A 13788-nucleotide genomic window follows, 5' to 3' on the forward strand; every position below is an offset into this window, starting at 1 on the left:
ATTGGCCACATTCATTGCAAAACCTGATACTCCCACTTTCCCCATCGCAGTTTAAATAACTCCACGTCCGGGATTTATGTATTTTTGAATCGATATTTCAAATATTTTATAACTATGAGAGCTTTTGTATTTCTTTTTACCCTGTTTTCCGGGTGCATTTTACAAAGCCATTTGATTGCTCAATCTGTAATAATCCGGGATATCAAATCCTTTGGGGCACGTGGCGACGGACGGACTAATGACCACGCAGCATTCCAAAAAGCCGCCGCATTTTTTAACGAACGAGGCGGTAATGGTAAATTAAAAATCTCCAAAGGGATCTATCTTGTAGGCAATCAAATTATTGACAATGGCAAAAACGAACAATTCAATTGGAAAGGGCAGGATGTACTACATTTTACAAATGTCCGAAATTTCACAATTGAAGGTTCTTCCGGTGCTGTTTTAAGATACCGGGACGCAATGAAATATGGGTCCTTCGATCCTGCCAGCGGGCACCCCCGGAAGGGTAATGGTTACTTTGTTGATTCACGATGGGCCGCAAGCCTTGGGCATTGCATATTCATTGATAAATCCCAAAATATTGCAGTAAAAGACATTGAATTGGACGGAAATAATGATAAGATTATATTGGGAGGAGGGTACGGCGATGTAGGTTATCAACTGCCACACTATGGTATTTTTATACAAAACAGTAAGGGGATAACAATCCAAAATGTAAATTCACATCATTTTGGATTAGACGGAATCTGCGTTGCTAATATAAAGACAGGCACTGCTGACAATATAAAAATACTTGACAGTAAATTCAACTACAACGCTCGTCAGGGTTTTTCATGGATTGGAGGCAATGGCGTATACGCCCGAAACTGCCAGTTTAATCATACCGGAAAGGGGAAATTTTATTCTCCCCCGGGAGCCGGATTAGACATTGAAGCCGAATATGGCCCTAATCAAAATGGCGTGTTTGAAAACTGCGAGTTTATAAATGCAACCGGTTGCTGTATGGTGGCTGATGGTGGCGATAGCCGTAATATGACTTTTAATAACTGTACCTTCTGGAGTAGTACTACCTGGAGCATCTGGACCACTAAACCTGGATTTACTTTTACTGCATGCAAAATTTATGGTCCCATCGTACATGGCTACGACTCGCCCAATGACCAGGATGCTACTAAATTTATCAGATGTCAGATTGAAGATAAACCTTATAATGGACAACAGCCGTCCGGAGCATTTCTTATCGAATCAAATGACAAAAGACGCGTGCGGTTTGAAAATTGTACATTGACCGCCCGTTATAAAAAACTTTTTTGGTTCAGCGCTCCTGTAAGTTGGCAGGCAAAGGAAAAATATCAACTAATAAACTGCAAGTTTATCAGCATGGTGGATAGTTATCCGACCGGAGATTTTATTGGCGTTTTAAGAGGGGCATATTATAAGAACACAACAATGCAGTATCGGAAAAAATATTATATAACCCAATGCTGTGAAACTTCTAATGTTGACGGGGGAGGCAATAAAATGATCGCCACAGACTAAAATTTACGCTTCATATAAGCAACTGCATTACTATATTTCTCACGATTTCAAGGCGTCAATGAAAACGCGCTTCTGAGAAATAACGCTGTATTTTTGTTCAATACGCTTTCGTCCATTTTCACATATAGTCCTTCTTAAGCTTACATCTTTAACCAATTTTTCCAGGGCTATATACCATTCATCAGAATCCTCGCATAAAAAACCATTATATCCGTTAGAAATAATGGTTTTATTGACACCTACCGGCGATGCAACAGCCGCAATACCCAAAGCCATATATTGAATTAATTTAAAACCGCATTTGCCTTCACTCCATTTATCATTGGTAAGGGGCATAAGCCCTATGTCGATTGTCTTCAAATCTTCTATTTCGGTTGGCGCCTTCCAGGGAATGAACATATAGTTCTTCAATGGTATAACCGGATCCTTGTCTGCTATGACAACAAAGCTAAATTCGTATTCCGTTTCCAGCCTTTTCAATATTGGAACAATTAGATCAAGGTATTTAAGCGTAGAATGCGAGCCTGTCCAACCGATCGTAATCCCGATATCCGCGTGCTGCGATTTTATTTTTTCATACCTGTCTTCCGTATCTACAACCGTAGGAAGGTAGCACACCTGTTTGGCCCCACTTTCCTTTGCAAACGCACATAAAAAATCGTTACCTCCAAATACAATCGACGCATATTTACAGATCTTTGGTATTTTCCAAAAAGACTTGAGCACATTCATTTTTTTATTCTCAGCACTGGTATTCGGTATCCATATGGCATCATCAAAATCATAAATCATCTTTTTTTTCCACACTTTGGCGATCAGCCACTCAAATACAGGAGGGCCGAGCGGTGCCGCTTCACGGTGAATAAAAACGACCGAATACCTATGTAGTTTGAAAAGTATACGCCACCGTCTGATATATCCGGCCATTATTCCATAAACTTTCTGGATAGCGCCTCCCTTTTTGTAAAGAAAGTTCCAGGTCTTTTCATCTAAAAAGGGGGCAATATCATACGATATAAAATTCTCGTTGAGCGTCGGAAAGAACTGCTCAACACGAAACCGTTGCGATGGTGCCATATTCAAAGGATAAGGCACTATGAAAAGAATATTTTTTTTTGCCAAGACCCTGAAATTAAATAACAAACGACAATGAAACTATAAAAACGGTTTCCTTTTTCAGACAACATTTATCCATTTCTGATACCATAGCTGAAACATCAATAAATGCCAGACTTTAAGATACTTTTCCTTCCTGCCGGCAAAAAAATCACGCTTTAAACGTTGCACCTCTGCTGGTTGAAACAGGCCATGCCAGGCCAGGGCTGTATCTCCCAGGTATTCATTTACCAGCGGTTTTAACGGCCCGGCCAGCCAATCGGCCACCGGAATGCCAAAACCCATCTTCGGGCGGTCCATTAATTCTTTGGGTATGTGCTGATACACAATCTCCCGCAGGATATGCTTTTTAATACCCTTGTGGTATTTATATTCCGCAGGTAACTGTGCCGCCCATTCAATAATATCCTGATCCAGAAAAGGCTCCCGCCCCTCCAGGCTGGTGCTCATAGTAGCCCGGTCTACTTTTTGTAAAATATCATCCGCCAGGTAGGTCTGATAATCCACCGCCATCATGAAGGAAAGGGCGTCATAATATTCGGGCTTCAGCTCCCGGCTATGGTACAGGGTAGAAAGCCCGCCTGGTGCGAAGGCAAAAAACTTTCCTATTTCCCTGTCCGAAAAAACAATGCTGAGATTCTTCAGCATTTCCGCAGGAGAGGGATCGTGCAGCAGGTTCTTTAATTTATCATAACGGCTGTGGAAATTGGCCTTATTCCGCAACACGGGTATGGCCTCTGATGAAATACGTTCCATCAGCCCGGCGGCCATTTTCCGGAGAGTAGGCGGTATCTTCTGCAGTTTTTGTCCATAACGGTTAATATAATCATACCGGTTATATCCCGCGAAGATCTCATCACCGGCATCCGCAGAAAGTGCCACCGTCACTTTTTGCCGGGCCAGCCGGCTTACAAGGATGGTAGGAATGGCACTACTGTCGGCAAAAGGTTCGTCATAATAAAAAGGCAGCTCCGGAATAATGTCTAAAGCCTCTTTTGCCGTACAATAATACTCGGTATGATCTGTGCCCAGATGAGCTGCAATTTGTTTTGCAAAAGGTGCTTCATCCAATTTATTGTCTGTGGTACCAATGGTAAACGTTTTAATCCGGTCCGTTTTATTCTTTTGTAAAAGGGCCGTTACACAGGCACTGTCAAACCCTCCACTAAGGAAAACGCCTACCGGCACATCTGCTACCATACGATACTGGAAAGCCTTTTCGAGGATGCGCTCCGTTTCCCTGATAGCATCGGGTAAACTGATGTTAAGTTTAGGTTTATTGTAATAATCGTATACATTCCAATATTGCTCTGTTATCACCTCTCGTTTCTGAAGGTTCATACGCAGCAAATGCCCGGCCCGGAGCTTAAAAGTATTTTTAAAGATGGAATATGGTGCCGGAACAGTACCATATTGAAGGAAAGAAGCCGCTACTTCCGGACTAACTTCTTTTTGATAGGCCGGATGAGCCATGAGGGCTTTTAGTTCCGATCCAAAAAGAAACAGGCCATCCCGGAACGAATAGTAAAAAGGCTTTACCCCTGCCCGGTCCCGGATAGCCGTCAGTTCCTGCCTGCCACGGTCATATAACACCAGCGCAAACATTCCGTGCCATTTATGAATGGCTGCATCGCCCCATTCCTTCCAGCTGTGCAAGATTACCTCTGTATCGGAGGTCGTCTGAAACCGATGCCCCCTGGCTGTCAGTTCTTCCTTGATTTCATTGTAATTATAGATCTCCCCATTGAAAACAACCACCAGGTCTTCATAGATCATGGGCTGATCCGCTGCATGACTAAGATCGATAATAGATAAACGACGGTGACCCAAACCAACCTGGAATCCCTTCCGCTGTTCAAAAAATTCAGACTGCCCATCCGGACCCCGGTGGGACATGGAGGCTGTCATCTGATAAATAATATCCCTGGAACTTTTCTGATTAAAATCTATGAAACCCGCAATACCACACATGAAAATAACAAATTAGATGTTGGACTCCTATTCTTAATACCGAATGTTCAATGTTCTTATATCCCAATGCTATCAAAGGCCTTTATATACGACTCTGCAGCTGCTTCCAAAGAGAAAAAGGAAATTGCCTTTGAAGCAATTTTGGATTTATTACATTTCTTAGCTTTTTTGATAAAATCAATGATGTTCTCATACTGAGACTCCAGAGACAATGTATGATCAAAAAGATAGCAGTCTTCAAAAAACTTAAAATAGTCCTCCGTATCACCAATACCTTTACTCGCAATTACCGGCAGGCCGCAGAGTAGGTACTCTCCTAACTTAATGGGAGCTATTCCCTGCATACTAAATGTCGGTTTCCGCAATGCAAATGCCAAATCTCCGGCGTTCAAAAAATATGGAACGCGCTCATAGTTTACTGTCCTATAAATTACAAAAGGTAGTAATGCCTGAGGAATTGTTGCTTCCAAATACTCAAAATCACCCGTTAAGATCAGAAATCTGGCTTTATACTGTTTTAGATATCCCTCAAAGATATTCAGCATTTCGGTCAAACAATACTGATTACCCAAAGAGCCTCCATAAACAAAAAGGGTTTCATCTTCCTTTATACCCAACTCATTGCGGGCAGATATTCGATACTGCTCACTTCTATGAAACAAAGCAGTATCTCTTCCATTATTGACAACAAAAAACTTATGGCGGAACTTCGTCCCAATATTCGATATATGTATGTCATTTGCCTTTTGAGATCGGGTTATTACCACATCTGCCCTAACAATCATTTTACGCTCCATAGAGGTCAAAAATTTATATTGAAGGGAGCTCTTTTTCATTCCCAAAAAATCGACACGTTCTTCTATGGCTAAACCATCAGCATCATATATCATTTTAATATTGCCACGTGAAAGACTATTTAACATCATTGCAGGAAAAATACTTCTGGGCATCACCACATCGATGTTATTTCGGATAAGATATTTAGCTATTTTTTTTTTTGCACCTGCAACTGTCAGCAGTGCGCCGAAAGAAATATTGGGTTTTCTCAAGACCGGATACTGAGTGTAAATGAATCCATACTTTTGGGCCAATTGCTTCAGATGGCTATGTTTACTTTGATCTGTCCATGAGAATTGAATAATATGAAATGTGATATCTTTCTTTCGCGAAATCTCGAAAAAAATCGGCATAAAAAGCCCCTCCAAATAATTTGTTTGAGGGCCATCCCATGTAACAAAAAGTAAAGCTTTAGACATCGCCTTCGGAGTACAACTGTTCTAAATTATTTATATATTTTGCTATCGTAAATTTATCACTCACCGTTATAAACCCATTTTTCCCAATGTCCATTCTTTGCTCCGTATTCATTGAAGCAATCATTCTAATTTTTCCCGTCAACTGCTCAACATTATAAGGATCAAAGAGCCATCCATTTTCTCCATCTCGCACAAACTCTGAAATCCCGCCTATGTTCGTACATAACACCGGTATTTTTAAAAACATTGCTTCAACCGCGGCAATTCCAAACCCCTCTGAATAAGATGGTAAAACAAACAAATCAGCATCACTAAGATATTCAGATGGATTATCACTGAAGCCTGTAAATGTGATATTTTCTCGTACATTAATCTCACCTGCTAGCTTTTCCAAAGATTCTCTTTCTCGTCCATCTCCCACTATAGTTAGTCGAACTTCTAAAGATTTCAGTCTTCCAATAGATTTAATCAATGTATCCGCATTCTTAATTCGCTCCAGCCTTCCAACAAATACTATATGAAAATAATTACCTTTTTTTTGCGGATACCTCATTGGAACTGATACCGGATTATAAATAACAACCCCCTTCGACTCCTTTATCTCGCCAATTTTAACTAAATAATCTTTAACTGATTGCGATACACATACCACTTTGTTCGCCAGATTATATATCCACGAAAAAAGCTTCTGCGCTAAATTTGAATGGCTAGGTATCCCTATTTCCTCTCCAATAATATATTTTACTCCTGCTAACTTTGCAGCAATAATACCATGAAAATTAGCTTCAGTGGCAGCAGTATGAACCACATCTGGCTTGATTTTTTTTATCAACCGATATACAGCCCATATATTCAAAATGTTTCTGATTGAAACACGACGATCCAAAATATGCACTTCATATCCTTTTTCCCTTAGTATTCTTTCAGAATTGCCGCCATAACCAATTGCTGCAAACACATAATCATATTGGAGCAGTTTTGGAATTTCAGTAAAGCTAACATATTGTTTCTCCTGTCCTCCAAAATCAAGAAGTGTAGTAAGACGCAGAATTTTCATAGTTACAACATGTTACACATTTATCATACCAATTCTATTATTCTTGCTACAAAATTTTACGACAAAAGATATTTGATAAAATAAAACGTTCGAGAATTAGGACACTTATCTATAATTAACTTAAAATACCTTGCTGGACTTAAGCGACATAAGATTTTATAAAAATAATTCTCGGGAAATTGTGCTATTTTAATGGCGATCCTATCATCGAGGATGTAAAGAATATCTTTAAAATTAAAGTAACTTAATGATTTTATTCTTATTTCACGAAAGCTTTTCTTTAATTCCAAAATAAAAATACCATTTCTGCTTTGAACTACTGAATCACCATGTAATCTATATTTTACCGTAAAATCATCTAAAAACTTTATAGAATATTTGTTTCGCAAAAGGCTCAAAAAGAACACCTGATCTTCCAGCATTTTATAGCTCTCATCAAAGCCATTTTGCTTTGCTAACACTTCACGCTTTATCAACCAGGAAGGAGTATTGGTAAAAAAGCTATACCGACAGTAAACCTTAAGCTTTCTGTTAGGGCTTAGCAAATTAAAAAACTCATTTGCATTTGATTGATCTCTCCACTCTCTTTCGGAATTAAAGTAAACAAGTTTAGAACAAACCAAATCACTATTACACTCCATTGCTTGTTTGTAGCTTACTTCTAAACATGCATCTAAAAGTATATCATCACCGGCAATAAACTTGATCCAATCTCCACTGCTTCTGTTAAATCCTCGATTACAATTAGCTGTAACGCCCGTATTTTCAGATACCGTTAGTAACTCAACCCTTTGAAAAAATCGACTGTTCGACTTTAACCAATCGCTGCATATGGCTACCGTATTATCCTTAGACGCATCATCTGAAATGACAAGTTCTACATTTCTGTATGTTTGTTTTTTTATACTATCCAAGGTTTCCAGGACATATTGAGCCGAATTATATGTAATTACCACTATAGAAATCAACGGCATTACCTTCTCCATAATTTGCTTTTCAAAACAGGCCACAGTCTTATACGATTATTCATTGTTTTAAAAGAGTAAAATAATGATAATAACAAAACAGCAATACCCACTACGTATTTTAATAATCCCGGCAAATATGTGACTGCCAGGAAACATGTTACACCTAACAAGAACTGAAATAAAAATATTTTATAAAAAGCTTTCCAAAATGCAAACCCATATTTAAATTTAGCAATAAGGAAAACTTGAAAAAAATAAAGTATATAGCCAACCATGAATGACATACCTAAACCACTTAATCCTCGAAACTTATATCCAAGTATATTGAGAAGCAGTAGACTTGCCACTCCACCAAGTTCATTCCAAAAAAACAATTTAGAATCTCCTTTCGCTAAAAATATAAATGCCACAGACCAACTTGCCGCCTTAAAATACATTCCTAATGCAGCCCAATGAATCATTGCATCGATAGATACAAATTGCCCCGAATATAACAAAACGATTCCCCATTTGATAAAAACAATAAAGGTGCAAAGAATTGGAGCCAATATAAAAATAGCAACTTCTGCCTGCTGATTAATCAGCTGATTCCTTTGTACCCGATTATTAGCAACTCCAGCTAAACGGGGATAGTAATCTGTACTCATGGCTGTAAAAATCATTCCTACATAAGTTCCAATAATTGCAAACCCCGCGTTATAAAGCCCTACATCTTCAACACTGCCGGTATTACTAATAAATATGCGCACAATGTATGCCTCAGCCAAAGCCATTAAACTGCTAAGACTTAGCATAAAGCCCATTTTTAACATGCCTTTTCCTTCATTCCATGTCTCGCTTCGGGTTAAAGTAACAGCAGCGGTCCTTACCTGTCGCGAAAAATAGAGCGCAATGAGCAGCGTACATAAAGCAGTCAGTATCAGAGCCGGAACAACTCCGTTTATGCCATACCAATAATATAAAGGTAATGTTATCAACAAGCCCAATAAGGATCCAAGCACATTCGCCTTAGCAAGGCGATTTAATTGCCGTGTGCCCTGTAATAAAACATTTCTTCCTGCAGTTAGCTGACTAAATACCAATGAAATCGAAAGCCAATAAAATGCAACTGTGTATGAGGTATCGCCAAACGTAATTTTGCTTAAATAAGGCGCAGTAAGACAAACTATGATTCCTCCCAGTAGTCCTGTAATCCATACCAACCTGTTAAGTACTTTTACAGTTCTTGAAATCGCTGTAATATCATTTCGCTGGTGTGCTGCTGCTACATCCCGGACCGCACTTGATGCAAGCCCCATACCAGTAATATTTGACATCAGCAATAATGTACTTGTAAAAAGCCCGGCGACACCCATACCAGCGGGTCCTAATAGTACCGCAATTACTTTAGATCTTATAATTGATATCAAAATATTAAAGGCCTGGACACCTCCAAATAAAGAAGTTGCTTTAAATATTTGCCGATACGATGACTGTGTATTCTCCATTGGTTCTCCTGCCGCTCTTTCTATTTATAGCCCGTTATAACAGCTATTATACGTTCTATCTCACTATCATCCATTACTGGGCTCACAGGCAAACTCAGCACTTCCTTATGTATCTGTTCCGTAAGGGGGAATGACCAGTCATTCCATTCATTGTATGCTTCCTGCTTATGTGGAGGAATCGGATAATGGATCAATGTTTGTATACCATTGTCCGTCAGGTAAGCCTGTAATCGGTCTCGCTCTTTTGTACGTATCACAAACAAATGCCACACATGTTCTTCCTCATCTGCAGGCGGTTCCGGCAGTGTTATTGCATTATTCTTTATCTCCCGGATATATCGGTTAGCAATCTTCCTTCTGATTTCCGTTTCTTCATCAATATACTTTAGCTTAACATCCAGTACTGCGGCCTGTATCTCATCCAAACGGGAATTCATTCCCTGGTAAATATTTACGTATTTCTGATTAGACCCGTAATTTGCCAATGCCCGTATTGCGGTGGCCAGCCGGTCATCATTTGTTGTTACCGCACCCGCATCTCCCAACGCTCCTAAGTTTTTTCCGGGGTAAAAGCTAAAGGCCGCCGCATCTCCCAGAGCCCCGGTTTTTTTCCCCTTAAAAGAAGCGCCAATAGCCTGTGCATTGTCCTCAATAATTTTCAGATTATATTTTTCTGCAAGTTGCTTCAATTCCACCGACCACGCAACACGACCGTACAAATGCACTACCATTATTGCCTTCGTTTTGGCGGTAATGGCGGCCTCTATTTTTGGAAAATCAATGTTATACGTATCCAGATCCGGTTCTACCAGTACCGGCTTTAAATGATTATCACTTATAGCCAAAATAGATGCAATGTAGGTATTGGCAGGCACGATCACCTCGTCTCCCTCCTGTATGACGCCCAAAGCTATATAGGCTTTAAATATCAAACGTAAGGCATCCAGGCCGTTCGCCACCCCAATTGCGTTAGGCGCGGCAATATATCTTGCTAAATTAGCCTCAAAGTTCTTTACTTCGTCACCTAATAAATACCATCCGGATCTGAATGTTTTTAATAGCCGCTCTTCTATTTCCTGCTGATGAACAAGGTTTATTTTCAGCAAGTCCAAAAACTTAATCATGAATACTCTTTTTATTTTATAGATTCAATTCATAAAAATCCAGACAAGCACCTCTTGCCCCTAACAATTCTTTTTGCTGAATTAACCCTTCGTTCAGGTATCTCCCGTCATTCTCATTGGAAATTCCAAAAGAAAAGAAATCTTTATCCATAAAGACATTATTAATCAAGTGATAAATCAAAAAGTCAAGCGCTCCTATTTTTCGTCCTTCAGATGAATTAGCCATATATTGAGTATGTACGGAACTTCCAAAGTCAAATATTACCACACCCGCCAACAATACGCCGCTGTGCCATGTTTCAAACAATCGTATTTCATTGGGATATTGATTCTTTAATCGTTGTATTTCAACCAGTGTGTGAACAGGAGTAGTATGAAATTTAGATAATACACTTTCTAATAAACTCCAGTATATACTGAAATCTTGTTTTTCCGCAACATTTAAACCTATACGCATACATTTATTTACAAGATTTTTTTTTGCGGGTGAGAAGCCCAGTCTTTCTGACAATTTGATAACGCTGGAAATATCACGTCTAAACAATACTGCGTCATTCCGGAACAGCGCATATGCGTCTTCCTGGGAAGGATACTTATTGAAATGATAGGGAATCTGCTTGTAAATAATTCTTTCAAAACCTAAAGTTCGATAGTATCGAATAATTTCCTCAAATATTAATAGAACGTCTTTAGCCTTTGTTTTATATGATAATATCAGTGAACCGAAAGTTAATCCCTGATGCGAATATATAATAGCCTTATTTTCATTAGCGGGAAAGACAGCGCAAAGTTCCTTATGTTCGTTAAACACAAGGAGAGAATGGTCTATAAATCGATCAGAATGATAAAACAAGTAATCTGTTTTAAAAAAAAACAACCCGTTTTTCGACCGCTCAATAAAATCATCCCATTCTACCCGAAACTCGCTGCTATATCTTCTTAATAAAAACATCTATAATTGTTTTGTAAAAACCATTAGTCCTTCTTCTTTTGAACTAAACTGAAAGCCCATTTTTCTATAGAGCTTTATTGCTCTAACATTCTCCCCAATTACTTTTAAATACAATCGTTTTAGGTTGAGTTGTTTTGCCTGATCTATAATTGCACCTATAATGACCGGCCCCAAACCCTTTCCCCAATATTCTTTTTCTCCGATATAGCCCCAATACTCGCCGCTTCCATTTTCAATATTCTTTATTCCAAACACTCCGATTGGAATAGCGTTATATGATACTCCCCACAACTTATAATCACTTCTGCCGGCCAATGCATGAAACCATTTTTGCTGATCATCTTTTGTAAAACTTCTAGTGTTGGTTAGACATTTTATTTCGGGATCATTCAGCCAATGCCATGACTTTTCTAGATATACTTCGTTATACGATTCAAGTCTTATAGCATTCATAAATATATAGGTTTTTGTTATTCCGCAACTTAAAGCTTTTCTTATCCAACAAACTCTTTAAACTCAACGTAGTCTCTTATATAGTCAAGCTCATTATATTCATGGGATGCAAGTACCAGGCATACAGAACCCGATGAAAAATTGATCTCCGAGGCCCAAATACCCGGAGGAATATGAACGCCGATATTTGGTCTATTCAAAAACACCTGCCGTTTATATTTGCCATCATCCAGCTGTACTTCAAAGGAGCCGCTTACAGCCACCAGGAACTGATGACAGCTTTTATGTGCATGTGCCCCCCTGCTTTCTCCGCCGGCAATATCATACAAATAAAACACCCTCCGCACACCAAACGGGAAATGGCTTTCATTTTCCACAATCGTCAAATGCCCCTTATCAAAACCAACCTTTCCCAGGTCGATCACTGAACAATCAAAAACGTTTACACTTTTAGTCATTTTTTAGCCGTTTATATTCCTCAAATTCCCTGATATAATCAGATGCATCATAAGCTTTATCAGATACGATCAATGCAAGCGAATTCGTTGAGAAATTCTCCATCCGCCTCCAATACATTTGCGGAACGTATAAACCATAATAGCTTCTGTTCAAAGAAAATACCTGCTCGTTTTCGCCGTCATGCAAGACCACATCAAAGCTTCCGGATAAAGCTACGATAAACTCCTGCTGCTCTTTAAAAGCGTGTCCGCCCCTGGTTTCCCCGCCGGGCACATCATAGATCCAATAGGTTCGGGCAATGCTAAAAGGCAATTGACGGGGATGTTCAAAAAAAGAGAGGTTCCCTCTTTTATCAAGTATTTTTGGCAGCTGAATAATATGGGGTTTCAAATCCATACAGGCTAGTTTTTATAAATATTTTGTATCATATCAACGACTTTCCATCCGTCATTTCCACTAACAACAGAGCCGTCAACGCTTTTCAATGCCCTTAAAATGTTTTCAAGAATAAGATCATGATTTGCGGTGCCTGGATTGGTTCGCTGACCGGCCTTTTGATGCATACGGTCTTCCAGACGAGGAAGCGCATAATCCTTAATATGACAATATTCCACTTTATCCATATATTGCCCCGCCACTTTCACTGATCCGTTTTCAGCAATAACAGTAATACTGCTTTCAAGATTCTTATCCCAAACTGCTGTTGTGTAACTCAAAGAGCCCATACCTCCTTTTACAAAATCGAAATGCACGATGCCGGTATCTTCAAAATCAATCACTCCGTTATGATTAAAGTTTCGAAAACTTGAGTGGATATTGGAGATGTCGCCAAAACACCAGTATATCAGGTCTATAAAATGACTGAACTGGGTAAAGAGTGTACCTCCGTCTAACTCCCTTGTTCCATGCCAGCTTTCCTTTTTGTAGTACCGCTGGTCCCTGTTCCAGAAACAATTCACCTGGACTAAGAATATTTTTCCCAACACACCACTTTGCGTCAGCTCCTTTAACCAGCTGCTTACCGGGCTAAACCGGTTCTGCATCATTACAAATACCTGCCGCTGCACCTCCTTCGCTTTAGCAATAATGGCATCGGCATCAGCCTTGCTCAGGGCCATCGGCTTTTCAATCAATACATGCTTTTGCGCGTCCAGGCATTTCAATGCATGTTGTGCATGCAATCCATTCGGCGTAGCGATGACCACAACATCCGTTTCTGTAACTGCTGATGATTCCAAAAAATCATCTAAATCGTTATAGAACGGAATACCGGGTAGCATGGGCTGTTGATGCATATCGATAACAGCCGCTAATTTGCAATCAGGATGTTCCTGAATCACGCTTACATGACGCTTGCCCATATGCCCATATCCTACAACCGCAAATCTTATTTTCTGATCCAT

General features: G+C 39.5%; 13 protein-coding genes. 1 reads left to right on the forward strand and 12 read right to left on the reverse strand.

Going from position 1 to position 13788, the window contains the following annotated elements; all coding sequences use genetic code 11:
• The first annotated feature begins 114 nt into the window (after window positions 1–114).
• On the forward strand, window positions 115–1542 hold the full coding sequence (locus tag Q1V85_RS07955; protein ID WP_300598769.1) for a right-handed parallel beta-helix repeat-containing protein: 1428 nt from the start codon (window positions 115–117) through the stop codon (window positions 1540–1542).
• Window positions 1543–1581: 39 nt separating this feature from the next.
• On the opposite strand, the gene Q1V85_RS07960 is transcribed toward Q1V85_RS07955, so the two are convergent.
• The 12 genes from Q1V85_RS07960 to Q1V85_RS08015 all read right to left on the reverse strand — a co-directional run bounded on the left by Q1V85_RS07960 (window position 1582) and on the right by Q1V85_RS08015 (window position 13788).
• The gene (locus Q1V85_RS07960) at window positions 1582–2619 is read right to left on the reverse strand and encodes a glycosyltransferase (RefSeq protein ID WP_300598770.1); all 1038 of its coding nucleotides are present in this window, start codon (window positions 2617–2619) and stop codon (window positions 1582–1584) included.
• Window positions 2620–2718: 99 nt separating this feature from the next.
• On the reverse strand, window positions 2719–4629 hold the full coding sequence (gene asnB, locus Q1V85_RS07965; protein ID WP_300598771.1) for an asparagine synthase (glutamine-hydrolyzing): 1911 nt from the start codon (window positions 4627–4629) through the stop codon (window positions 2719–2721).
• Window positions 4630–4685: 56 nt separating this feature from the next.
• Window positions 4686–5885 (reverse strand): glycosyltransferase, encoded by a 1200-nt coding sequence (locus Q1V85_RS07970; protein ID WP_300598772.1) that lies wholly within the window; start codon window positions 5883–5885, stop codon window positions 4686–4688.
• Entirely contained in the window at window positions 5878–6942 is a 1065-nt protein-coding gene (locus Q1V85_RS07975; RefSeq protein WP_300598773.1) for a glycosyltransferase, read from the reverse strand. The genes Q1V85_RS07970 and Q1V85_RS07975 overlap by 8 nt, the downstream gene beginning before the upstream one ends.
• A gap of 56 nt (window positions 6943–6998) precedes the next feature.
• Window positions 6999–7928 (reverse strand): glycosyltransferase, encoded by a 930-nt coding sequence (locus tag Q1V85_RS07980; protein ID WP_300598774.1) that lies wholly within the window; start codon window positions 7926–7928, stop codon window positions 6999–7001.
• Window positions 7916–9397 carry an O-antigen translocase gene (locus tag Q1V85_RS07985; RefSeq protein WP_300598775.1) on the reverse strand — a complete coding sequence of 494 codons (1482 nt, stop codon included), beginning with the start codon at window positions 9395–9397 and terminating at the stop codon, window positions 7916–7918. Before Q1V85_RS07985 ends, Q1V85_RS07980 begins: the two co-directional genes overlap by 13 nt.
• Before the next feature lie 20 nt (window positions 9398–9417).
• A complete protein-coding gene (locus tag Q1V85_RS07990; protein ID WP_300598776.1) occupies window positions 9418–10521 on the reverse strand; it encodes a DegT/DnrJ/EryC1/StrS family aminotransferase in 1104 nt (367 codons plus the stop codon).
• 16 nt (window positions 10522–10537) lie between these two features.
• A complete protein-coding gene (locus Q1V85_RS07995; RefSeq protein ID WP_300598777.1) occupies window positions 10538–11473 on the reverse strand; it encodes a hypothetical protein in 936 nt (311 codons plus the stop codon).
• A complete protein-coding gene (locus Q1V85_RS08000) occupies window positions 11474–11926 on the reverse strand; it encodes a GNAT family N-acetyltransferase (RefSeq protein WP_300598778.1) in 453 nt (150 codons plus the stop codon).
• Between the two features lie 41 nt (window positions 11927–11967).
• The gene (locus Q1V85_RS08005) at window positions 11968–12384 is read right to left on the reverse strand and encodes an FdtA/QdtA family cupin domain-containing protein (RefSeq protein WP_300598779.1); all 417 of its coding nucleotides are present in this window, start codon (window positions 12382–12384) and stop codon (window positions 11968–11970) included.
• Window positions 12377–12781, reverse strand: a complete 405-nt coding sequence (locus Q1V85_RS08010; RefSeq protein ID WP_300598780.1) for an FdtA/QdtA family cupin domain-containing protein — start codon at window positions 12779–12781, stop codon at window positions 12377–12379. Before Q1V85_RS08010 ends, Q1V85_RS08005 begins: the two co-directional genes overlap by 8 nt.
• A gap of 5 nt (window positions 12782–12786) precedes the next feature.
• Window positions 12787–13788 carry a Gfo/Idh/MocA family oxidoreductase gene (locus Q1V85_RS08015; RefSeq protein WP_300598781.1) on the reverse strand — a complete coding sequence of 334 codons (1002 nt, stop codon included), beginning with the start codon at window positions 13786–13788 and terminating at the stop codon, window positions 12787–12789.

The organism is Niabella sp. (genome assembly GCF_030150205.1).
Lineage (GTDB): Bacteria > Bacteroidota > Bacteroidia > Chitinophagales > Chitinophagaceae > Niabella.

Coding starts and splice junctions, on each gene's coding strand:
- Q1V85_RS07990 (WP_300598776.1), bottom strand. CDS start 10,521: ATGATTAAGTTTTTGGACTTGCTGAAAATAAACCTTGTTCATCAGCAG.
- Q1V85_RS08010 (WP_300598780.1), bottom strand. CDS start 12,781: ATGGATTTGAAACCCCATATTATTCAGCTGCCAAAAATACTTGATAAA.
- Q1V85_RS07975 (WP_300598773.1), bottom strand. CDS start 6,942: ATGAAAATTCTGCGTCTTACTACACTTCTTGATTTTGGAGGACAGGAG.
- Q1V85_RS08000 (WP_300598778.1), bottom strand. CDS start 11,926: ATGAATGCTATAAGACTTGAATCGTATAACGAAGTATATCTAGAAAAG.
- Q1V85_RS07995 (WP_300598777.1), bottom strand. CDS start 11,473: ATGTTTTTATTAAGAAGATATAGCAGCGAGTTTCGGGTAGAATGGGAT.
- Q1V85_RS07960 (WP_300598770.1), bottom strand. CDS start 2,619: ATGGCACCATCGCAACGGTTTCGTGTTGAGCAGTTCTTTCCGACGCTC.
- Q1V85_RS08015 (WP_300598781.1), bottom strand. CDS start 13,788: ATGGATCAGAAAATAAGATTTGCGGTTGTAGGATATGGGCATATGGGC.
- Q1V85_RS07955 (WP_300598769.1), top strand. CDS start 115: ATGAGAGCTTTTGTATTTCTTTTTACCCTGTTTTCCGGGTGCATTTTA.
- asnB (WP_300598771.1), bottom strand. CDS start 4,629: ATGTGTGGTATTGCGGGTTTCATAGATTTTAATCAGAAAAGTTCCAGG.
- Q1V85_RS07970 (WP_300598772.1), bottom strand. CDS start 5,885: ATGTCTAAAGCTTTACTTTTTGTTACATGGGATGGCCCTCAAACAAAT.
- Q1V85_RS08005 (WP_300598779.1), bottom strand. CDS start 12,384: ATGACTAAAAGTGTAAACGTTTTTGATTGTTCAGTGATCGACCTGGGA.
- Q1V85_RS07980 (WP_300598774.1), bottom strand. CDS start 7,928: ATGGAGAAGGTAATGCCGTTGATTTCTATAGTGGTAATTACATATAAT.
- Q1V85_RS07985 (WP_300598775.1), bottom strand. CDS start 9,397: ATGGAGAATACACAGTCATCGTATCGGCAAATATTTAAAGCAACTTCT.